The organism is Collinsella sp. HCP28S3_B9, from assembly GCF_052066095.1.
Taxonomy (GTDB): Bacteria; Actinomycetota; Coriobacteriia; order Coriobacteriales; family Coriobacteriaceae; genus Collinsella.
Genome location: NZ_JBQHST010000001.1, coordinates 114803 through 136193, shown reverse-complemented (window position 1 = coordinate 136193; position 21391 = coordinate 114803). Strand labels below are relative to the sequence as shown.

The window sequence follows — 21391 nt, the reverse complement described above, 5'->3', positions numbered from 1 at the left end:
CGATTTAGCGTTGCATGAAACGCTAACGGGGGAACGCCAACATATCTTTCGCACCGATTACGGAGGTGCGGTTTTGATAGTAAGAACGTGCGAATATTGCGGCAAAAAATACGCCGCAAGACGCAATACAAGCCGATATTGTTCGGATAATTGCAGGTTAAACGCATATAGAAAAAGAAATAAGGGCGTTTGCGTGGCAATTGGTGGAAATACCCCCGAGTGCCTAGAGCAGATGGAGCCTATCAGACGTGTTCCCGCTAGCGGGTGCATATCTGCTAAAGCAGTGGAGCGAAACACGGTGGAATTGCGCGGAATGGGCGCGTTTTTCGATGTGGCATCAACGTCAGCTCCTATTAAGTACCGTCCTATGTGTTCGGAGCTATCACGCGGCATCGCGGGTCTGCTTAGGGAGGTGGGCTTGTGAGGGGACGTAAGCCAGACGCGCTCGCGGTAAGGCGCGGGGCTAGCACTGCCGATATTTCCACCACTACCTCCGTGACAGTGGAGGATGGCGCGCTCGTGAAGCCCGAGAGCGTGTCGAAAACCCCGATTCTGAGCGATATATGGGACAACACCGTTGGGTCTGGCATCAGTTTTCGCGCGTCCGATTCCCCGCTGATTGAGCAGTACGTGTTCAACATCGCCATGGTCTATGAGAGCCAAAGGCACTTGATGGACGAGGACGGAACGATGCACCTCACGGTGGAGGAGGAGGACGCTTTCGGCGGCATCCGCATCAAGGAGAACCCGTACCTAAAGATTCGTGATAACGCGATGAAAACGGCCATGAAGCTTGAGCAGGATTTGGGCCTGTCGCCAATGGCCCGCGCAAGGCTTGGTTTGACGCAGGGAATGAGCGCGAACGTTCAGCTGAATATCGCAAAACAGATTGACGCGGCTCTAGGCGGTGGAATGTGAGTTACCACACACCGTTCAAGAAGCTGAGCAAGGCTGGTGAGTTCCAAGTGGAGCGCACGCGCGTTTTCGCGGAAGCATTCCTTACGTATGCTGGCGAATCTGAGCTATGCGGCTGTCCGTACAAGGTAACTGAATGGCTCATGAAATACATCTGGCGGCCTTTGTTCGGTACTGGAGAAGTCGATAAGAAAACTGGCAAGTTCCGCAGGCAGTATCGACGTGCCCTCATCGGAGTCCACCGCGCGTTCGGCAAGTCGCAGCTGGCGGCGTGCTTGGTTCTGACCGTTGCCACCATGGACGCTATACCGAACGGCCAGTACGGCATCGTGGCAGATTCCAAGGAAAACACCGCCATGGTCAAGGGCTATATCGCAACGATCATCAGGGCGAACGAGACACTTAGCGCACAGTGGAAGGTCTACAAGGACGTTATACGCAACGAGCAGACGGGGCAGGAGATACACGTCTACCCATACAAGGAAGCGGCGTTGCAGGGCAAGCACTTCCACGTTCTAATCGGCGATGAGATTCACGTTTGGCGCGATGATGCTGTATGGAAAGCTGGCACGTCAGGTCAGGCTAAGGTGTGGAACGCCTTAACCATCGGAATCACAACGGCAGGCAGCGACCGTGACGGTTTCCTGTTCAAGCTCTACCAGAAGTTGAAGCTCGACAAGCACGCCTACGTGTGCTGGCTAGGTATCACAGACCAAGACAACCCCGCCGACCGCAGGGTTTGGAAGAAGATTACCGCAGCAGGCCGTATCACGATGGAGGAACTGGAAGAGCAGTACGAATCGGACAAGCTGGAGGACGGAACGCCCGGACCCGGATTTGTCCGCTACTACCTCAACCGCACGCCCATGGACGAGGTGGAAGAACCGTTCATGAAGCGCAGGGACGTTACCGCCTGTCAAAAGTCAGAACGGCTCGAAATCGACTGGAACAAATGGTTCTGTGTAGGTCTTGATGGTGCTGTTCGCGGCGATACGCTGGCAATCGTGGCGGCTCAACGCCAAAACGAACGGTGGGCATATGCCGAATGGTGCTGGGAGAAGCCAGATAAAGGGAGTTCCGTCTACGATCTAACCGCCGTTGCCGACGTTTTGCTGGAGCTTGCGCGAAAGCCCGGTTCCCCATTCATCTGCGCCGACCCAGCGCGTATGCAGTTCCTATCCAACTGGCTGGAGCGAACGTACGACTTCGACCTATCGCAAGTTCCGCAAACGCCATCCATCATGTGCCCAGCGTCCGAGCTTCTGGCGCGTGCCGTGTCCACCCATATTGCATCGTTCGGCGATACGCCAATATTGGCTGCGCATTGCATCAACGCCGTATCGAGCGAATCCAAGGCATACGGTCGCAGGCTCGCTTCAGTGAAGCACGGGCAAGGTTCTAAGCGTATCGACGCGGCTGTTGCGGCGGCAATGGCTATGTGGGCCTACGACAACAACGAGGAAGAATCGCCAAACGTCTGGACAATCGACCTGTAGCGGGGGACGCTGGAGCGAACATACGGGCAACGGGGTTGGAGTTTCATCTTCCTTTCGCCAGCCCCGCCCCCTTCCTCCTCCATTTTCTTGCGCGGGGGACAGCGATAGCACCATGCACGCAACGGATAGAAGGAGCGTGCATGTCTCTAAAGAACAGAATCACCGCAGCCGCGTCACGCGCTCTGTACAGCGCTTTCAATGTCGTTGGAGTGCAGTTACCGCCAATCCAATACGACTTCGTGAACTATGACGGCAAGGACGTTTACAGCCGCGATGCAGCGAAACTCGAAGCCTACTACTCCAACGCATACCGTGCGTGTGCGCTGGCTAAGGCTCGACCGCTGGCGGCACTTCCCGTACACGTCTACGAGCGCGATAGCGGCGTTAGGAAACCAGCCGCCAAGCGTGCCGCGAAAGACCTAGAAACCCTGTTGCGCACCAAGTGGAACCCGCTCATGTCAGCTCAGGAGGGTATCCGCTGGCTCGATATGACCAAAGACCTAAAGGGCGAGGCGTTCGTGCGCGTGGAGTGGCGCAACGCCCGTATCGTGGCGCTTTGGCCCATGTCGGGAACGCCCGGTATCGAAATCATCCGTGGCGGCTCGCACGTGTTCAACTACGGCGGCGATAAGTTCACCGCACCTGGACGATACCTAGAGAACGAGATCGTGTGGGTCAAGTCTCCAATCCTCGATTCCGATTGTCTCCACGGTCGCTCGCTTGCCGAGTTCGCAGCCAATGAGGTTGGATTGTCCGTTGACCTAGAGAAGTTCTATTCGCACATCCTGAACGGCGAGGGCAACTTCCCCGGCTGGCTGGAGACTGACCAATCGCTAAAGGAGCCTGAGTTTAAGAAGCTCAAGCAGCAGTTGGAGGACGGCGGCGGCATAGTCAATTCCGGCAAGATTCGCATCTTTGACCATGGCCTGCAATACAAGTCCACCTCGCAAAGCATGGTCGATATGTCGCTGGTGGAGCAGGAGCGGTGGATTCTACAGCAGGTATGCCGAACGCTTTCCGTGCCACCGCAGGAGGTATTCGACCTCTCCAACGCCACCTATTCAAATATCGAGCAGGGCGCTCTGAACTTTGCCAACAAGACGCTCATGCCCGAGTGCGCTGAGATTGAACGAGCGTTCTCCAGCGTACTTTGGAGCATCGGCCTTAAAGACTGCTACGTGCAATTCGATATGAACGGCCTTCTGCGCGGCGGCTACCGAGACCGCATGGAGGGCTACAAGGCGGCTGTTTTCTCGGGCTGGATGATGCCTGCCGAGGTACGCGCCAAGGAGGATTTGCCTCCCGTGGATGGTCTGGACGTTCTCTTTATTCCTTCCTCCTACAACCTGCTCAACGCCGAAACTGGCGAGCTGACCATCACTGCGGAACATGGGAGCGAACCGGGCTCTTCTGGCGAGGGCGGAGCGCCATATAGCGGGGACGGCAACGGCGATGCCATGAACTCAATCCACGATGACATGGTGGAGCGCATCAAGCAGCGCATCTCAGAAGCGGGAGACACCGAGAAGACCCGAGCTTTCGCAACCAAGGTTCTTAAGCCATACGCCAACGCCTGCCTGTTGGCGCGGCGTGAGTACGACATCGAAGCCGATATTAAGGAGATTTTCGAGCATGAGGGACATTAACGTTTACGGGTTCATCGGAGACGGCTTTGACGAAACCGATATGACCGCTACCAAGTTTGCCAACGAGCTGAAGGAAGCCAACGGCGAAGCGGTAACCATCCACGTCAACTCTGGCGGCGGAGACGTGTTCGACGCTAATACCATGGCCGAGCTTCTGCGTTCCTATCAGGGCGAGTCAACCTGCATCATCGAGGGCCTTGCCGCTAGTGCAGCGTCCTATTTCGCCCTCACCGCAGACAAGGTTGTTATCGGCGATTCAGCGCTGATGATGATTCACAACCCCTATTCCTTCTCTGGCGGCACCGCCGAGGACTTGCGCAAGACTGCCGATTTTCTCGACAAGGTTAAGTCAACCATCGTCAACCAGTACGTGCGAAAGACGGGCAAGGACGAGGGAGCTATCTCAGACCTCATGGATGCCGAGACGTGGTTCACCGCTAAAGAGGCTGTGGAGAACGGCTTTTGCGATTCCATCGTGGCGATGGAGCCCGTTGCCGCGTGCATCGACCCCGAGCATGCCAAGCGATTCAAGAACGCGCCAAAAGACCTGCTAGACGCACCAGCCGTGGTTGACGGAAACGGCGCGGGGGAAACCGAACCCACAATCACCGACAGCAACAACGGTGGTAAAGCCGTGCCGGGAGCCGGCAAGGTGGAGACGGGAGCCGTCTCTAAAACCGTGTGCGTGAACGGAAAGTTTTTGACGTACTAGGGAGTAGAGAATGCTTTCTTCCATCCAGATTCACAACAAGATCGTGGAGAACCGCGCAAAGCTCGATGCAGCCGAGAAGTCCTTTAACGCTGCCGAGGGCGATGCAAAGGATATCTACCGCGACACCATCAACCAGATTAAGGGCGAGAACAAGTCTCTTGACGAGCAGCTTGCCGATGCCCTCGACTACGAGGACAAGATTCGCCAGGGCGGAGGTATCCCGCTGGCTGACCCCAACGCTGGCAACAAGACCGAGTTCAAGCCCAAGAACCTCGGTGAGTTCGTCCTCGGTGCCCGTGACGAGTTCAAGGGCCTGAAGATGGGCACCTCTATTGCCCTCGATGCCTATCAGGACTTCAAACTGCTTGAGCACAAGGAAACCGATTACTCCCTGCCAGAGCAGTACGCTCAGTCCCTGCCGAAGCTTGGTATCTACAACACCCTGCCGCGCGCCGTCACCGACAAGGATTCCATCAGCTTCTACGAGGCAGACCAGACCAAGCTCAACAACGCCGCAGCCACCTGGACTCCCGGCAAAACCATCGCTATGTCCGGCATGGCATGGACTCCGCGCTCCTTCCACATGGAGCAGATCGCAAACGGTATGCCCCTGCTTGAGAACAACCTTAACGACTACAACGAGCTTATGACGCTCGTTAACGGCACCTTGCTCTACATGCAGGAGCTTGCAAAGGGCGCAAAGGTTCTGACTGGCCCCAAGTCCAATGCCGAGACTGGTATGGTCGGCATCCTCAACCATGACGGCATCCAGAAGTTCACCAAGGGCACTGGCGATACCATCACCGATAGTTCCTACAAGATGGCAACGGACGTGTTCCTTGCCACTGGTTTTGTGCCCACCACCGTCGGTATGCACCCGTATGTCGCCGAGTCCGTCAACCTTGAGAAGGACAAGAACGGCCGCTACATCAACCAGATGGTAAACGGTAAGCTGTGGGCTCTGAACGTGGTAGAGGACTTGAACCTCACTGAGACCACTGGCGATTCTTCCTCCCAGAAGACCACCTACGGCATGATGGTCTACCTCCCCAACGCCGCAACCTTCTACACCAAGATGGGCGAGACGCTTGAGGTCGGTCTGGTTAATGACCAGTTCATCCGCAACGAGAAGACCATCCGCATCAACGGTCAGTACGGCCTTAAGGTCACGTTCCCCAAGGCGTTCTCTTACCTCGCCGACACCGGCGTTGCCGGTCGATAGGTGGCGCTCTAAATGGCATTGGCACCAGACAGCAGGACGCGACTTTCAATCGAGCAGTGCGAGACGGTATCTCTCAAAGGCGAACCGACTAGCGCAACGGTCTCCTACGCATCTGGTGCCGAGCCAGTAGAAGTGGAGGTGGAGGGCGGTCAGCTCTCCCTTCCGCTCCGTACCGCGCCAGACCTTATCGAGATCGCGTGGGACTACAGCGGCGTGAAGGTCAGCGCGACCGTTGAGGTCGTTACCACGCGCTACTGCACCGTTCAGGACGTTCTCAATCACCGTCCAGACGAGAACCTGCTTGACGGCGTGGACGATGAAACCATTCAGGCGGCAATCGACCGCGCAGAACACGTAATCGAAGCCGAAGCGCACCGAGTGTTCCAGCCCGTCATCATGCGTGGAGTAACCGACCGCCCAAACTGCCGCACGTCATCGCTCGTCTTGTTGGGCGAGTTCACCGCGTCAGATATGCGTTCGGTCGTATCTGCAAAAGACCAAGACGGCAATCCCGTGAACCTTCGCGTTTGCAACCCGTCACTTTTGGACGTGCGCGATTTGGGCGTTAATAAGTTCGCCGAGGTGGTGGTGGAGTGTGGCATGAAGCCCACCCCGCCAGAGGTCAAGAGCGCGGTCGTTTCGCTTGCCGCGTGGTACCTCACCGACCACGCGATGCCCGACAACGCCACGTCCGCTAGTACCGACCTGGGCTTTATGCGCTTTGTCGTTGGCGGCGTGGACGGCGCTGCTACCTCCATTCCCGAGGTAAACGCCGTAATCGAGCGCTACGGGCTTCGAGATTTCAAGGTGCGATAGATGGACGCGAACCTGTTTTCAAAGTGCATTGAGCTGGTGGAGCAGGACGTTAAGGCTGCTCTAGCCGATATGGAGCCGCATCCCTACATCTCCATCGGCGGCGCTAAGACTCAGCAGCCGTTCGAGGTTCTGGTGCGCGAGATCGCAACGGACTACTCAATCGAGGACGTTGTCACCAACACCTACATGGGCGCATCGCGCGGCGGCTACTCAATCACTTTTTCGGTTGGAGTGGAGCTTTGGGCTAAGACCGCAGACCTCGTGAAGTCCACCGCCACCACGCAGGAATGGATGGCGCGAATCATGTCCTACATCGCATCAGACAAGACGCTGGGAGGTCTGTGCGACCACGCCCAGCCCTTTATTTCGTCCGTTGGCACCGCTCCATCGGGCAATTCGTACATGGCATCCATCGAGGGCGGTGTCCGCATCAAGGCGGCTATCGACCCCGTAATCGACTAGGAGAGCAACTATGGCACTCAACCCCTCTATTGGTCTTGCCGCTATCGCAAAGCAGAAAGACCGCGACACCCCCGCAACCGCCCCCACCTTCATGCACGGCCTTACGGGCGGCTCCCCGTTCGGCGTGTCCCGTTCCATCGCAACCACAGACGTTACGTGCGGTTCCCGCGCCCCGTCCGATGCTCGCGTTGACTCAATCGAGGTCACGCCCAAGATTGAGTCCCTGTGCTACCCCGACGTACTCGGTATGTACCTGCTTGCTGCGTGCGGCAATGTCACGACTACTCCCGTTCCCGGCAATGGCGAAAGTGCATCAGGCTATTACAAACACGTGTTCACGATGGGATCCGCGCTCGACTACTTCACCATCTGGTCGCAGATCGGAATGGACGGCTTTACCCGCGCTGACGGATGCAAGTGCGATGAGCTGACCTTTACCGCCACTGGCAACGAGCACCTTGCCATGTCCGCTTCTTGGCAGGGCATCGACGGCGAGGTCGGTCTAACGTCCATCCCCGGTAGCGTCCAGGCATCCTGCTTTGGTGGCAAGTACACCACCACGGACTGCGACTTCAAGATTGACGCGTCCGGCTCCACACCTGCCGCAGCTCTCGTCTCAGAAGCCACGTTCACTATCAAGAACAACGTTTCTGGTCTCCGTTCCCTCGGTCGCGCCACCTCCCGCGAGATCGCTGAGGGCAAGTGCCAGTTCGGCGTGAACGTAACCACCATCCCCGAGAACCTTAAGGAGTACCAGAAGCTCATTACCGGCTCTGAGACCTCCACCAAGATTTCGGGCAAGGTCGTGTTCGGCAGCGTGTACGCCAAGTTCTTCCACACGGATGACCCCAAGCAGACGCTTGAGTTCTCCGCTAACCACCTGCCCTTCACGGCAGACTTCCCCGAGCTTGACCCATCGGGCAACGAGGCGTCCATTCAGTTCAGTACCGATAACGCCGTCGTATCCGGCGCTGACGAGTCCCCGATGACCATCACGCTTACCAACAAGGTTGCTTCTTACAAGTAACGAACGGCGTCTACATATAACCAAACGGGCGCGGCTACGGTCGCGCCTTTTTCATGCCGATTCAGCGGGGGAACGCGGCGCGATTATCCACGCCAAGCCGTTTGAAAGGAGAACCGTAATGGCAAACGAAATCTTCCGATTTGAGAACCCCGAGACTGGCGAGGAAATCTATAGGTGCAAGACCCGTCAGGGCGCACTGAATCGAGCCAAGCTCTATCTGTTCAAGGGCGCTGACCCTGCTGGAAACATGCAGACGAACATCTGGATTGCCCTTTGGGGCTTTCTGAGCGCAAAGGCAGCTGGGCACCCCGTGGTTGAGCTTCCTGCACCGCGTCAGATTACGCAGGAACTCGTTCTCGACCTCATGGACGAGGTGACCGTCTACTACGACTTCGAGCAGGACGATGACGGCGCTACCGAGGACGGCACCGAAAACCCTACGGCACCCTCGGACGAGTCCTAATTGCGCTAGGGCGCTTCTCGGGGTCCGGCGTGCGCGAGCTTATCGACCTCGCGTACGACTTCCCGAGTGTCTTTGACCAGATGCTATTTGACATGGAGCTGGTGCAGGCGCTTGAAGAAGCGAAGAACGGCAAGCCTTGGAGAAAGCCGGGGGAGTCGATAGGGGACGCGCGAGATCGTCTTAGGGCTCAGCGCGAGAAGGCGAAAAGGGAGATGGAGCAATACAGGGAGTGACCCTTGTACACCATCGAGATTCAAAACCTAGACGAGACGATTGCCGCGATCAACCTAGTGGACAAGAAGATGGCGAAGCGCCTAAAGCGGCGCATCGTCGAGATAACCAAGCCGACGCTCAGCAAGGCGAAGGGATACGCGCACGTGGGTTCTAACCCCACGGGCGCTTTTGCCAACTCGCTGTCGCTCAGGCAGCGTCAGAACGGCGTTGTGTTCATCTCAGGCGACCCGGGAGGCGGCGTTATCGAGTTCGCAAACCCCGGCGCGGTCATCCTCACGGGCAAGCGAGCTGGCAGGCGTGCCGGTGTTCCGCATACGGGCGATACGCCGCGTGCGTTGCTCAAGGCAATCCTCGAAGACGAGGAAAACATCATCGAACAGGTTAATGACGAGGTGGCTCAGGTCGCTGATTTGGTTGGAGCCGAATAATGGGCAAAGCGTCAATCACTATCGCAGTAAACGCCAAGTGGAACGGCAAGCAACTAGACAATGCGGAAAAGGCGCTGCGGCGGCTAACCACGCTGTCTGCGGCTAGCTCTAAATCCACCACTGCCGATTTGGCGAAGCAGGGCGGGGCGTGGGCTGAACTTGGCGGCAAGATTTACAACGCCGGTGTTAAGACCGAGAAGGCCGGAAAGATGCTCACGAAAAGCGTCACCGTGCCTTTGGTAGCTATCGGAGCTTACGCCGGAAAGACGGCAATCCAGTTCGATACCGCCATGGCGAACGTTCGCAAGACAACGAACATGTCGAGCGAGGAAATCGATAATCTGGCTCGATCCGCCCAGAACCTCTCAACCAAGCAGCCAGTAACGGCTGAAACGCTGCTTAATATCGAAGCCCTTGGCGCACAGTTGGGCGTTGCGCACGACAAGCTCGAATCTTTCGCAGAGGTTACGAGCGGTCTTGATATCGCCACGAACATGGACTTCGAGACCGCTGGCAAGGAAATGGCTCAGTTCGCCAACATCACGCAAATGAGCCAAGACCAGTTCAAGAACTACGGCTCCACTATCGTTGATTTGGGCAACCACCTGGCTACGACCGAAGCCGATATATCAGCTATGGCACTGCGTCTGGCTGGCGCTGGCACGGCGGCTAAGTTCTCGCAGGCCGACATTCTCGGCATGTCTGGCGCTATGTCCTCGCTCGGCATCAGGGCCGAAGCTGGCGGCTCCGCTATGACCCGTATCATTCAGGACATTTCCAAGAATGTTGCCAAGGGCTCGGATACGGTGGAGGAATACGCCCGTGTCGCTGGCATGAGCGCCGACCAGTTCGCCAGTGCGTGGAAGAGCAGCCCCATGGAAGCGCTGGAAGCATTGGTGGAGGGATTGAAGCGCACGAGCGATTCCGGCGAGGACATGAACGTCACGCTGGAAAAACTCGGCATCAACAACATCCGTAACTCCGATACAATGCGCCGTTTGGCTGGTGCTGGCGATTTGTTGCGCAATTCGGTAGACCGCGCCAATAACGCATGGAAACAGAACACCGCGCTCCAAAACGAGGTTGACCAGCGAAACGAGAGCTTGGCATCGCGTCTACAGGTACTGAAGAACAAGGTTGACGCTATCGCTATCTCAATCGGCAGGCCGCTGGCAAACGCCGCTATATCAGCGCTCGAAGCGTGCGACCCGCTCATTCAGGGAATTGGCGACCTTGCCGACGCTTTCTCCAAGATGGATACGGGCAAGCAGCAGTTCGTCCTGGCTATGGTCGGTATCGCTGCGGCTGCTGGCCCCGTGCTTACCACGTTCGGCAAGCTTGAGAAGGGCATTGGCAGCGTTATAACCGCGTTCGGCAAGGGACAACAGGACTTTGCCACGTGGAAGGATGCGCTCGTAACTACTGACGGCGCTCAAATGCGTGCATATGCGTCCGCCGATATGCTGTCAACTAAACTTGGTATCTCAGGAAACAAAGCGGCAGAAGCGGCAGGAGGCGCCAAGAACTATGTCGAAGCATGGCAGGGTTATTATCAGACATCGCATCAGGTCTATGAGCTTGAGGACAAGTACGCTACTGCCGTAACAAAGAGCAAGGCGGCTGTTGAGAAGTCAAAGACCGCAACAGAGAACTATGCAAACGCTGTAAAGCTGGCAGCAGCGGCAGACGATGACGGCAAGGTTGCCGCCACCGAGTATGCAGCAAAAATGAAAACAAAGGCCGATGCAGCTAAGAAGGCAGCTCAGGCATCAATAGACAACCGAAACGCCATACTCAAAGAGATTCAGACCACCGAGCAGGCTAACAATGTCTACGGCTCCATGGTGGACAAGTTCACTGGCAGCTCAAAGGAAACCTCCAAGGTTGCCGCCGAGGTAGCAAAGGCTCATAGCAAGACGAGCACCAGTGTCCTAGAAACTGCGCAGGCGTTAGAGAAGCAGACTAGCGCGGCTAAAACGAGCACCGGCGTAATGAAAACTCTTGGCAACGGCATTAAGGGTCTTGCCACAGGTCTTGCTGGCATGGCTGGAAACTTTATCGCAGCAGTTGGGCCTCAGCTCGCATTCGCCGCTGCTATCGCTGGCATCAGCGCAGCAGTTGGATATTTTGTTGACAAGGCCGCAAAAGCAAAAGAGCACGCCGAGCGCATGAACAGCGCAATGCAGTCCGGTGAATCCATCATGGCCAACGCAGCACGAAGCGCGGAAGGGCTCGGCGATGCGATCGGAGACGTTGAGATTGACGCTGATTCCGTGACGCAAAGCCTTATCGACCTCAATCAATCCATCGGCGATACGTTCACCGAGGTGGAGACGAACGGCGCTAAGCTCGACCAGTACGTTTCGACCATCAATGACCTTGCGGGAAAATCTAACCTAAGCTCCACCGAGCAGTACCGCCTTGCCGAAGCGGTGAAGGGATACAACGAGATCACGGGCGATTCCGTATCGGTTACCGATGCCGAGAACGGAAAGCTTTCAGAAAGCACCCAGAAGCTACAGGAGAACGCCGAGAAGTGGAAAGCAAATGCCGAAGCAAAGGCGCTTTCCAACGCAGCATCAAAGTATCTCGAACAGGAGATTAAGACCCAAGGCGAACTTACGCTTGCCACCGATGCCTACAACGATTCAAAGGCGAAAGAGAAAAGTATTACTAGCGAGATTGAGTCGCTCCAATCAAACTACAACAACCTCACCAAAGAGCAAAAACAACATCTTGCCGAATTGGCTGACCAGCTTGTAGACACCCATAAAAAGACCGAAGACTACAAAGACAAGATGGAGGAGTTGGGTCAGGTCTACACATCTGAGGCAGAAAAGGCGGCATATTTCTTGACAAAGGCGGCGGCTGCTCACGCTGGCCTAGACGAAGCGGCACAGAATAGCGCGGCGAAAATGGCTGCATCAATGGCGACGATGGGCGATAGTGTCACTAAGGCTATGGACGCGGCTGGCGTTAACGTGACCGACCTTGCCGTGAAGATGCAGCAGGCTGGCGTATCGTCAGAACAACTGAACAGCATCAGCAGTTCTAACTTCGCAGCCATGGTATCAAGCTGTGGCGGTAACATTGATACGCTTGTATCGATGATTCAGAACTACAACAACACGCCCGTTGTGAACAAAGACGGAACGGTGCAGGTGGATAGCTCAACCCTTCTGTTTGCCAACGGTCAGGTAGTTGAGTGGAACGGAAACGCGCTTGTCTATAAGAGCAGCGGTGCAACTGTTGATTACGGCAGTGTCGTTGATGCTACTGGAGTTGAATACACATACAACCAGCAGGGTCTTACCTCCAAGTCTGCCACCGATAAGGTCGATTCAACCCAGACTAAGGACGCTACCAACAAGAAGAAGGACTACAACAACACGCCGCTGCAGGGCAGGAGCACAAAGGATAACGTAAATTCTTCTTCCGTTGACAAGGGCAAGAAAAAGAAAAAGGAGTATAACGACACACCGCTGGACGGCAAGAGTACCACCGATACCGTCCATCACAGTTCGCTGATTAACGCGTGTAACTATCTCAATATTTACAAGAACACACCGCTCAATAACAAGAGTGCCACCATCACCGTCAACCATGTTGATACATATTCAAAGCGCCACAACGCCGCAGGCGGCATCCGCACCCACGCGGCAGGCGGCGTGATGATGCGCTACCACGCCAACGGAGCCATTGCGAACCGTCCTGGGGCTGGCGTGCCGCTGGATATAGTCGGCGAAGCTGGAGCAGAAGCCATCGTCCCGTTGACAAACCGCAAGTACTCGCGCCCGTTCGCTCGCACCATAGCCGAGCAGATGAAGCAGGTGGGCGGCGGTGTGTCCTCGCAGGTTGTCAACAATTACACCCTGAATATCGACGGCTCCACCATTCGCGGCAACGACCGCGCCAAGGAGCTTATCGAAGCCCTCGTGAGCGAGCTGGTCTAGTAGCGGGGGATTGATGCCGTATCTACCTCCTTGAAACACTCATGGAGGTGGATATGGCATATTCCGAGACAAGGCGAAACGGCACTAAGTTCTATGGCGTTAGCCTATCAACTTCGGTAGCGAACATCAGCGATACGGTCGCGCGCATCTACTGGACAGCAACGGTTGATTTTGGCGACTGGTATTACTACGGTGTACGTCTCCACGTCAAGGTAGGTGGTGTCTGGCGCGCGAGCGGCGACGGATACACGACCGGAGGATGGCAACGCGCCGTCACCGTCAGTGGATATACCGATGCCGCCCGCAATGCCGGTGATTACGGCGTTTGGGTTGAGGCATACACCGAGTCCGTCTCGGTGGGCGGCTACGGAGGTTGCGGAGCAACAACTTCATGCGGAGAGAGCGTCGGCATCTCGGCCTATCCGTATGAAGCGCCAAATGCGCCAAGTAACCTAACGCTCGACAGCTCTACCGATACGCAGCAGCGCTTAAGCGTGACGCTGCCGGAAAACTCAGGCCGCAAGGTATACAACAAAATCAACTTCTACCGCCACACAGACGGTGGAGCAACTGAGCAGCTTTATCACGATAAGGTGATATCGAACTACACCGACCCGACAACGACCGCAGGCCACAAGTACACCTACGACTGCCGCGTGCAGAACGGCGATAACGGAAATCTGCTTTCCAACATGTCGAACGTGGTCACGGTGTTCACCAGCCCGACCGCGCTCGGTAGGCTGGAACTCACCAAGACCGCCGACAACAAGGCACAGCTCAAAGGCTATGACGCTCCGCTCTGGAAAGACGGATACGAGTTCCAAGTAACGAAGGACAACGGCAAGACGTGGGAAAACGCTACAGTTGACGAGACGTGGCTTGATTCCGATGCACCGGCTGGCACAATTCGCTACCGCGTGCGTGCCTATAAGCTGAATCCTTGGAACGGCGCTGGCGATACGATCTACTCGCCGTGGACTGAATCTAACTCCATCACCACCATCTGCCCACCGAACGCGCCGACAATCAACGGGCTAAATACCGTCTATGCCGCGAACGCTGGCGGAAGCGCGAACATCGCTTTTACGTGGACACCGAACCACCCTGACGGCTCACCTCAAAGCGCGGCACAAATCGAGCTAAGGTCTTCCGTTGGCGCTGTGTCAGCTGTTGATATCGCTGATTCGACCAACTCTTACTCCATCGAACATGGCGTTGGCACGCTATCTGTCCGCGTCCGCACAAAGGGACTCGATGCGAACTGGGGCGCATGGAGCGAGTGGAAAACCGCGCGTATCGCATACGAAGCCAGCGCGTGGTTCTCGTCCCCGTCCACCAACGGAACGGAAGTCGGCGTGCTTCCATACACGGTTGAATGGAAAGCGGCTGATTCCACCGGTATCTCCTACCAGAAAATCGAGTTGCGCGATTCCTCGGGCGGCGTTATAGCAAGCATCGAACCGTCCACTTCCGCTCGCTCGTGGAACCTCAGTGGCTACTCGATGCTGGCTAACAAAAGCTCGTACACGTTGAAGGGCTACGTGCGAAACGGTGCCGGACTTACGACCGAGTTCACGCGAACGTTCACGACAAACTGGATCTCACCAGCCGCGCCTGTGGTGAACGTGGAATATACAGATGACCTATGCGCGATCATCTACGTGTATCAGCCGAAAACTGACTATGCCGTGGTGGATAACGCGCTTACCGGCCCAATTACACAAATGGATGACGGATTGCTGCTCGTCGGTAATCTGACTATTGAGGACGGCGCTATCAATCTGACGAGTGCGGCACCAGCCAAGACCTACGATATCGCGCGCAAAGACCCAGATGGCACGCTCACGATGCTTGAAACGGACGGCGATTTAGGCACGTCCGTAATCGACCGTCTTCCGCCGCTCAATACCAAGTACGACTACGTTATGACTGCACACGCCGAATCCGGCACGTACATAACGTTCAACGTCCACGCCTTCTGCGATTCAGACGGCGATGAAGCCTTTAACTTCGGCGATGCAGCCGAAACCTGTATGCGCGTCGGTTTCGATGCAAACGCGAGTAGAAGCAAGAAGGTATCTGGCAACACGTTCCACTTTGCGTTGGGCAAGGGCGCGTCACCGCTACCAACGTTCTATTCAAATGACGATATGGACGTGGACGGCACGCATAGCTACAAGCTCCATTCCCGCGAGCTCTACGATCGCGCCGAGCGCATCACCGACAAGCCCGAAAATGCCGTGTGCTGGTTTAGGAGCGCGTTCGGGCGCGTGGCGCGTGTCTACGTCTCTTCATGGAACTTCGGATACGCCGCCGAGAATTACATGCTTTGGAACATGGGAGCGAGCATGACCGAGTGCGTATGGGAGGAACCGCTGCGATGACAGACTGGTGGAAACAGCGAACCGTGCGAGATGTGTACAGGTTCGTGCGCGTCTCCCGCGCCACGGGCGAAGAGCTCGAAATGCTGCCGATGCTACGCGGCGGATCCATCACCCGCAACAATGACGTGCGTATCTTGGATACCGCCGAGGTGACGCGCGTGGGCAAGTTTGATATCGGCGCTGATTTGGTGCGCGTGTACCGCACGGCAGAATGGAGGGGTGGGCATAACGAGACGGTCGTGCTTGGCACGTTCATCCCCGTGATTCCAAGCCGCAGCGTCCATAACCGTTTTTCCACCGCCACAGTGAAGCTCTACGGGCGCTTGCAGGAGCTGTTGCAGGACAAGTTCGCTCACCCGTATACCGTCAACAAGGGCGAAAATGCTGTGGAGGTCGCCAAGCGCGTTGCAACCGAGATTGGTCTTACCGTCATCGCAGACCCGAGCGACTACACCGTTTCGCGCACGCGCGTCTACGGCATCGGTGCAGACCAGAACAACAGCGAGACAGACGATACCAAGCTGGGCATGGTGAACGACCTGCTATCGCTGGCTGGTTTCCGCGCCGCAAAGGACGATGTGATGGGCAACATCATCTACTCAAAGTACGTTGACCCAGCGAACCGACCAGCCGCCTACTCCATGGCAGAAGGGCCGGATTGCAAGTTTGAGCCAGATATGACGGACGAGCAGGATATCACCGAGATCGCAAACCATGCCGTTGTCGTGTACAGGGGCGAGAACAAAGACGGCGCTCAGGAAACATTCGTTGGAGAAGCATGGGACAACGACCCCGATAGCCAGTTTTCCACAGTGTCTCGCGGATACACAATCACCAAGAGCTATGAGTACTCGGACGCGCCAGTTGGTTCCACAGCCGAGGAAAAGCAGGCATATGCCGATAAACGCGCCGAGACGCTGCTTAAGACCAACCAATCGGCTATCAGGCGCGTCACCATGACGAGCGCCGGATATCCAGCCACGGTCAACGACTCGCTGGATATCGACTATCCATCAGGTTCCATCAGCGGCAAGTTCGAGATTCGAGTTCAGAAGCTCACGCTCACGGGCGGTTGCCCTACCGAGACTGAGCTTCGCCAGTTTGTGAGGTAGACAATGGATTCAGAAGCCGCGTACATGCGCTATCTCGGGCGCAAGGTCAAGCGAGGTATAAAGACACCCGATATGAGCGCATACGTCAAGCGGCGCATAGGAAAGGTCGAATCAGTATCAGGTTCCACCGTGACCGTTGATTTCGGCAGTACCTCCACCCCTATGCCAGTGGCTGGCCTACGCATGGTCAAGTCGTGTTCGGGCATCAAGGCTGGCGATAGCGTTGTGGTGGACACCGTAGACCACGTTTCGCTCGTCACCGCGATTCTTGCGTAAGCGGGGGAACGAAAACCGACAATTCACGCCGTAACCGATAGAAATGGAGGTGCGTATGGCTGGAAGCGTCACGGCGGCAACGAACGCCAACGGGTACGTTGACCGATTCATTGACTCGTCTGGCAACGTTATCTACATCGAGCCACAGACGTACCACGCGGCGGTTGAAGCGGCGAACGCAGCGGCAGCGAGCGCCAACGCTGGTGCCAAGAGCGCGAACGACGCCGCAAAGCTGGCTGGCGATAACGCCGCCGAAGCTGGGAAGGTGGCATCGGACTTCAACGCCGCCGAAGCCACGCGAGTTGCTAACGACATTAGGCGTGGAGAGGCCACCGATGCGGCAAATGCAGCAGCCAACGCAGCAAGCAAGGCTGCTCAGTCAGCAACGTCTGCTGCCAACGCAGCGAACGCCACCACCAAGTATGCCAAGCCGTATTACATGCAGCAGGCCGAGCCGACTCGCGAGCAGCGAGTGGATGGAATGCTGTGGATTCCAACTAACGAAGCAACTCATATGGTGAGCACGCTCAAGCGCTGGGATGCTAATGAGGTAGGAAACGCAATCTACCCAAGCAATACCACCATCTGCGGAGATACGTCCGTAATCGACATTGAGGGCGCGTGGACTACGTTCAGCCTGCCCCGTATCGCATAGAAAGGATAACCAAAATGGCAAATCTCGTTGAGTATGTAAAGACTGTTTGGGAGAACGGCAAGACCGCTCTCAACGCCGCCAGAATGAACAACATGGAGCAGGGCATCTCCAACTGCGCCACCCAAATCAACAATCTCGGGGATTCCGTATCCCCCATCTGCAAGTGGAGTAACTCCTTCTCATTTGACCTTAAAACAGACTCGAACTTCGCGCTTGTATTATCGGCTAACGATAGCGAGCAATTGACCCCGTTTTTAGTGTGGCGCTCTGGCGACTCTGTGACGCATACGAATCTTCCAAGCGGATATTCCGTGAAAAGGGATGGGAACACCATCACTGTGTCGCGCTCACAGGGGGCAACTTTCATTGCCTATCGTTACTCCCTTGGCTAGATTCTTCGCTCCCTCGATATAGCAAGAACAGCGCGCCTATAGCGCGGTTCCATTGTAAGCCGTCCACTGTTGATATAAGCCATCCCATGCAACCCTGCTAAATATTTGTTCATTGTGGTGTGAAACATATATCTGCAATTTCACGCTATCGCTCATATTCGAGACGAGCAGCACGCCGTAGCTATAAGCACCTGCCGGAGAGTGAGTTTGCTCACCGATAGTCGCACCATCCACGATATATCTGCCAGAATCGAGGTCGTTCCAATCTGTGTCTCCTGTTATGCTGCCTAGTTGAATTGGCGCATTGGATACGGAATCACATCTCCATAGCCGCCGTATACGAGTCGCTAGCACGCTCAACGACCGTCCTGAAACTTTGCAGGTAGTGGCTCATGGCCGTATTGACGGTGGAATGTCCCAGCGCCACGGCAATGTCCTCGATGGCGGCTCCGTGCTCAAGCGAGATGGTCGCCCAGCTATGGCGTAGGAATGTCATAGGCACATGCGGCAGGTCGAGCCGCTTGCAGAACGCGCGGAACTTGCGGGCGACAGCGTTGGGGTTAAGAAGGCATAGGCGACCAGACCTGCGCGTCCCGCGTATCGCACGCAAGCGCTCCAGCGCAAAGCGCGGCAGTTTCAGCTTGCGGTCGCTCAGCTTGGTCTTGCATCCCGTCTCGATGACCTCGCCGCCCACCACGTGCAGGCCGCGATGTACGTGCACCCATCCGCTGCGCCAATCGATGTCCTCGATGCGCACTGCGCACGCTTCGCATCGGCGCAGGCCGAGCGCGGCACCAAGCAGCACGGCTGCTTCAAATGGTTGACCAACAATGGCTTTGAGCGTTATGCGCTCCTGCTCTGCTGTGAGTGTAGGGCGATGCACGGTTGGCTTCTTTGGCAGCTCCACGCCCTGCGTTACGTCCCAGATGCGCAGCTGGTGGCGGCGCAAGACCCAGCGGTATATCTGACGGAAGGTCTTGTATGCCTTCTCGGCGGCACCTGGTAGTGCGAATCCGTCCACCCAATCCTGCACCTCCTCAAAGCTGATGCTCTCTATCTCGCGCTTGCCCCACTTCGGCATCAGGTGGCAGCGGATGGCGCTTCGGTAGCCCTCCAGCGTGGTGGCGTGCAGGCGCTTCTTTTTGTCATCCATGTACTCGGCGGCTGCGGTGGAAAACAGCATTTTTAACAGTCCAATCTCTAAAAATCCCAGACCTAACGAATGGTAGACAGCCGCGTTTCGTCTGGGATTTTTGCATTCAAGACGCGGGGGACGATGGCCAGATATTGCCATGGAATGGAGGTGATGCGATGGACGCAGCAATCATCAACTCTGCCCTGTCGTGGTGCGTTGCCGCCCTTTTGGGGGCCGTTCTGGTGGCGTTGAAGCGGCTCTACAGCCTAATCCTTGCCAACCAGGAGGGAACCAAGACACTGCTCCGCAGCAGACTCTACGACATTCACGAGCGCACGGTTGAGAAGGGCTATTGCCCTGACGAGCGCAAACGTGAGACGGAGCAGGTCTATACGGCGTACCACGCGCTCGGCGGCAACGGGGTCGGCACTCAGTACTACCAAGAAATCCTAAATGCGCCAGTGTGCGCGGAAAGGGGGTAGCCAGATGACTACCGAAGATATTGTCCGCAAGATGACGAGCCGCAAGTTTTGGCTTTGCGCTGCTGCTTTTCTCGGCAGCGTGGCGGCTAGCATCGCAGGCATCACTACAAGTAACGAGACTGTAGCCATCATCGGCACGGTCTGTGGCGTTGTGAGCGCAGCGATCTATGCGGCAGCTGAGCAAGCGGTCGATGCAGCACGTCTGAAAGCAGGTGGAGCGAATGACCGAGACTAAGCGCAAACTGCCGCTACGTAGCGCCTTTGCCGTTATCATCGCCCTTGTGGCAGCGCTTGCCGCTCCATGCGGTGCGGAAGCCTACCAGAGCGTCAATAAGTACGTATCTAATGGTCACGGATACCTCAACGCAAGCTACCTAGTCATCCATGAGACGGCAAACCCAGGCGCCAGCGCTTACAACCATACGCTGCTTTGGTCGCGTGATGACACCTACGCCGTCCATCATGTGATGGAGCTTGACGGTTCCATTGTGTACAACACGGTGCCCGAGAATCGCCTGTGCTGGCATGTGGGCAACGGCAACGGTTACACAGTCGGCATCGAGCTTGCTCACGCCACCAATGCCAGCGACTTTGCCAAGCAGTGGGGCGAGGCAGTGAAGTGGGCCGGCGATGAGCTCCGAGCCCATGGTTGGGATACGTCCCGTCTGCTCTCCCACTACGAAGCGGCTCAGCGCTGGGGCGGATCCGACCACACCGACCCGAATGGCTATTTCCGTCAGTATGGCAAGACGTGGTACGAGTTTAAACAAGCGGTTGCCGCTTATTTGGGCAGCGGCTACGTGGCTCCCATCGCACCGACCGATGGTAACGGTGGCACCTACCAGCCCTCCACTTCTGCTACTCGCACGAGTTTCCCGAAGTCCACTGGCAAGAGCGTCAACATCCACTACGCCCTCCACAACCGCTACGGCGCGTGGAATGACGCTGTGACCAACTTCAACGACTCCAATTCCGAGGGCTTTGCCGGTATGCCTTACGGCTCCCACGACATGCTCATCGCTTGGGTTGATAGCGGCACCCTTCGCTATCGCGTCCACACCAAGGAGAGCGGTTGGCTTGATTACGTCCAGACCGCCAATTACAACGATTCCGTGAATGGCATGGCAGGCATCTGGGGCCAGACTATCGACGGCGTTCAGATGTACTACATCACGCCCAACGGTGACTACAAGCAGGTCTACTACCGTTCTCAGGACGTTGCTCACGCTGGCTACTGGGACGAGGTCTGCGATGATGGCTCCACCTACGGTGGCGATGACTACGCTGGCATCTACGGGTACGCGCTTGATCGTCTCCAATGCTACGTGTCTGACGGTACCCGTCGATGATGGGCATCGTCGTAGCCTTTATTCTCGGCTCCACATTCGGAAGTCTCATGTTCTTCTTGGCTCTATGCCTTGTTGGTGCATTCCGAGACGATTAAAATAAAGGCGCAATACAAACCTCATTTGAGGTTATTAGCCCCCGTCTTCTATCACTGGGAAACGGGGGCTATTTTTGTCTACGGGTCTACACGCGTCCTAACTCAGTCCATAAGTAACGAAAAATAATGGTCTATGT

General features: G+C 56.4%; 21 protein-coding genes. 20 read left to right on the top strand and 1 reads right to left on the bottom strand.

The window, feature by feature from the left end; translation table 11 throughout:
* The first annotated feature begins 420 nt into the window (after positions 1–420).
* From ACTNBB_RS00610 to ACTNBB_RS00530, 17 genes are all read left to right on the top strand, one after another.
* The gene (locus ACTNBB_RS00610) at positions 421–918 is read left to right on the top strand and encodes a P27 family phage terminase small subunit (RefSeq protein WP_441056525.1); all 498 of its coding nucleotides are present in this window, start codon (positions 421–423) and stop codon (positions 916–918) included.
* On the top strand, positions 915–2411 hold the full coding sequence (locus ACTNBB_RS00605; RefSeq protein ID WP_441056526.1) for a terminase large subunit domain-containing protein: 1497 nt from the start codon (positions 915–917) through the stop codon (positions 2409–2411). Before ACTNBB_RS00610 ends, ACTNBB_RS00605 begins: the two co-directional genes overlap by 4 nt.
* Positions 2412–2551: 140 nt before the next feature.
* Positions 2552–4057, top strand: coding sequence for a phage portal protein (locus ACTNBB_RS00600; RefSeq protein ID WP_441056527.1), 1506 nt, complete (start codon positions 2552–2554; stop codon positions 4055–4057).
* Complete coding sequence (locus tag ACTNBB_RS00595; protein ID WP_441056528.1) at positions 4044–4769, top strand: head maturation protease, ClpP-related; 726 nt, start codon at positions 4044–4046, stop codon at positions 4767–4769. Before ACTNBB_RS00600 ends, ACTNBB_RS00595 begins: the two co-directional genes overlap by 14 nt.
* A gap of 10 nt (positions 4770–4779) precedes the next feature.
* Positions 4780–5991 carry a phage major capsid family protein gene (locus ACTNBB_RS00590; protein ID WP_441056529.1) on the top strand — a complete coding sequence of 404 codons (1212 nt, stop codon included), beginning with the start codon at positions 4780–4782 and terminating at the stop codon, positions 5989–5991.
* A gap of 12 nt (positions 5992–6003) precedes the next feature.
* Positions 6004–6807 (top strand): hypothetical protein, encoded by an 804-nt coding sequence (locus ACTNBB_RS00585; RefSeq protein ID WP_441056530.1) that lies wholly within the window; start codon positions 6004–6006, stop codon positions 6805–6807.
* Positions 6808–7269, top strand: a complete 462-nt coding sequence (locus tag ACTNBB_RS00580) for a hypothetical protein (RefSeq protein ID WP_441056531.1) — start codon at positions 6808–6810, stop codon at positions 7267–7269.
* Positions 7270–7279: 10 nt separating this feature from the next.
* Positions 7280–8296: a phage tail tube protein gene (locus ACTNBB_RS00575; protein WP_441056532.1), complete on the top strand. Its 1017-nt coding sequence runs from the start codon at positions 7280–7282 to the stop codon at positions 8294–8296.
* Between the two features lie 118 nt (positions 8297–8414).
* Positions 8415–8759 (top strand): hypothetical protein, encoded by a 345-nt coding sequence (locus ACTNBB_RS00570; RefSeq protein ID WP_441056533.1) that lies wholly within the window; start codon positions 8415–8417, stop codon positions 8757–8759.
* Between the two features lie 29 nt (positions 8760–8788).
* The gene (locus ACTNBB_RS00565; protein ID WP_441056534.1) at positions 8789–8992 is read left to right on the top strand and encodes a hypothetical protein; all 204 of its coding nucleotides are present in this window, start codon (positions 8789–8791) and stop codon (positions 8990–8992) included.
* A gap of 3 nt (positions 8993–8995) precedes the next feature.
* Positions 8996–9421, top strand: coding sequence for a hypothetical protein (locus ACTNBB_RS00560; protein WP_441056535.1), 426 nt, complete (start codon positions 8996–8998; stop codon positions 9419–9421).
* The gene (locus ACTNBB_RS00555) at positions 9421–13374 is read left to right on the top strand and encodes a phage tail tape measure protein (protein WP_441056536.1); all 3954 of its coding nucleotides are present in this window, start codon (positions 9421–9423) and stop codon (positions 13372–13374) included. Before ACTNBB_RS00560 ends, ACTNBB_RS00555 begins: the two co-directional genes overlap by 1 nt.
* Positions 13375–13427: 53 nt before the next feature.
* Entirely contained in the window at positions 13428–15758 is a 2331-nt protein-coding gene (locus ACTNBB_RS00550) for a hypothetical protein (RefSeq protein ID WP_441056537.1), read from the top strand.
* Positions 15755–16870, top strand: a complete 1116-nt coding sequence (locus ACTNBB_RS00545) for a hypothetical protein (RefSeq protein WP_441070960.1) — start codon at positions 15755–15757, stop codon at positions 16868–16870. The genes ACTNBB_RS00550 and ACTNBB_RS00545 overlap by 4 nt, the downstream gene beginning before the upstream one ends.
* A 3-nt stretch (positions 16871–16873) precedes the next feature.
* The gene (locus ACTNBB_RS00540; RefSeq protein WP_441056539.1) at positions 16874–17146 is read left to right on the top strand and encodes a hypothetical protein; all 273 of its coding nucleotides are present in this window, start codon (positions 16874–16876) and stop codon (positions 17144–17146) included.
* Between the two features lie 55 nt (positions 17147–17201).
* The gene (locus ACTNBB_RS00535) at positions 17202–17801 is read left to right on the top strand and encodes a hypothetical protein (RefSeq protein WP_441056540.1); all 600 of its coding nucleotides are present in this window, start codon (positions 17202–17204) and stop codon (positions 17799–17801) included.
* 14 nt (positions 17802–17815) lie between these two features.
* Complete coding sequence (locus tag ACTNBB_RS00530) at positions 17816–18193, top strand: hypothetical protein (protein ID WP_441056541.1); 378 nt, start codon at positions 17816–17818, stop codon at positions 18191–18193.
* A 316-nt stretch (positions 18194–18509) separates the two neighbouring features.
* On the opposite strand, the gene ACTNBB_RS00525 is transcribed toward ACTNBB_RS00530, so the two are convergent.
* Positions 18510–19376 carry a tyrosine-type recombinase/integrase gene (locus ACTNBB_RS00525; protein ID WP_441056542.1) on the bottom strand — a complete coding sequence of 289 codons (867 nt, stop codon included), beginning with the start codon at positions 19374–19376 and terminating at the stop codon, positions 18510–18512.
* Positions 19377–19504: 128 nt separating this feature from the next.
* Between ACTNBB_RS00525 and ACTNBB_RS00520 the strand changes: the two genes are divergently transcribed.
* From ACTNBB_RS00520 to ACTNBB_RS00510, 3 genes are read left to right on the top strand one after another with little or no spacing between them, the layout of a single operon-like run.
* Positions 19505–19810 carry a hypothetical protein gene (locus ACTNBB_RS00520; RefSeq protein WP_441056543.1) on the top strand — a complete coding sequence of 102 codons (306 nt, stop codon included), beginning with the start codon at positions 19505–19507 and terminating at the stop codon, positions 19808–19810.
* Between the two features lie 4 nt (positions 19811–19814).
* Positions 19815–20045: a hypothetical protein gene (locus ACTNBB_RS00515; protein WP_441056544.1), complete on the top strand. Its 231-nt coding sequence runs from the start codon at positions 19815–19817 to the stop codon at positions 20043–20045.
* The gene (locus ACTNBB_RS00510) at positions 20032–21159 is read left to right on the top strand and encodes a peptidoglycan recognition protein family protein (protein WP_441056545.1); all 1128 of its coding nucleotides are present in this window, start codon (positions 20032–20034) and stop codon (positions 21157–21159) included. Before ACTNBB_RS00515 ends, ACTNBB_RS00510 begins: the two co-directional genes overlap by 14 nt.
* The last annotated feature ends 232 nt before the right edge of the window (positions 21160–21391 follow it).

Coding starts and splice junctions, on each gene's coding strand:
- ACTNBB_RS00550 (WP_441056537.1), top strand. CDS start 13,428: ATGGCATATTCCGAGACAAGGCGAAACGGCACTAAGTTCTATGGCGTT.
- ACTNBB_RS00590 (WP_441056529.1), top strand. CDS start 4,780: ATGCTTTCTTCCATCCAGATTCACAACAAGATCGTGGAGAACCGCGCA.
- ACTNBB_RS00510 (WP_441056545.1), top strand. CDS start 20,032: ATGACCGAGACTAAGCGCAAACTGCCGCTACGTAGCGCCTTTGCCGTT.
- ACTNBB_RS00570 (WP_441056533.1), top strand. CDS start 8,415: ATGGCAAACGAAATCTTCCGATTTGAGAACCCCGAGACTGGCGAGGAA.
- ACTNBB_RS00515 (WP_441056544.1), top strand. CDS start 19,815: ATGACTACCGAAGATATTGTCCGCAAGATGACGAGCCGCAAGTTTTGG.
- ACTNBB_RS00520 (WP_441056543.1), top strand. CDS start 19,505: ATGGACGCAGCAATCATCAACTCTGCCCTGTCGTGGTGCGTTGCCGCC.
- ACTNBB_RS00580 (WP_441056531.1), top strand. CDS start 6,808: ATGGACGCGAACCTGTTTTCAAAGTGCATTGAGCTGGTGGAGCAGGAC.
- ACTNBB_RS00540 (WP_441056539.1), top strand. CDS start 16,874: ATGGATTCAGAAGCCGCGTACATGCGCTATCTCGGGCGCAAGGTCAAG.
- ACTNBB_RS00600 (WP_441056527.1), top strand. CDS start 2,552: ATGTCTCTAAAGAACAGAATCACCGCAGCCGCGTCACGCGCTCTGTAC.
- ACTNBB_RS00575 (WP_441056532.1), top strand. CDS start 7,280: ATGGCACTCAACCCCTCTATTGGTCTTGCCGCTATCGCAAAGCAGAAA.
- ACTNBB_RS00585 (WP_441056530.1), top strand. CDS start 6,004: ATGGCATTGGCACCAGACAGCAGGACGCGACTTTCAATCGAGCAGTGC.
- ACTNBB_RS00525 (WP_441056542.1), bottom strand. CDS start 19,376: ATGCTGTTTTCCACCGCAGCCGCCGAGTACATGGATGACAAAAAGAAG.
- ACTNBB_RS00535 (WP_441056540.1), top strand. CDS start 17,202: ATGGCTGGAAGCGTCACGGCGGCAACGAACGCCAACGGGTACGTTGAC.
- ACTNBB_RS00530 (WP_441056541.1), top strand. CDS start 17,816: ATGGCAAATCTCGTTGAGTATGTAAAGACTGTTTGGGAGAACGGCAAG.
- ACTNBB_RS00595 (WP_441056528.1), top strand. CDS start 4,044: ATGAGGGACATTAACGTTTACGGGTTCATCGGAGACGGCTTTGACGAA.
- ACTNBB_RS00545 (WP_441070960.1), top strand. CDS start 15,755: ATGACAGACTGGTGGAAACAGCGAACCGTGCGAGATGTGTACAGGTTC.
- ACTNBB_RS00555 (WP_441056536.1), top strand. CDS start 9,421: ATGGGCAAAGCGTCAATCACTATCGCAGTAAACGCCAAGTGGAACGGC.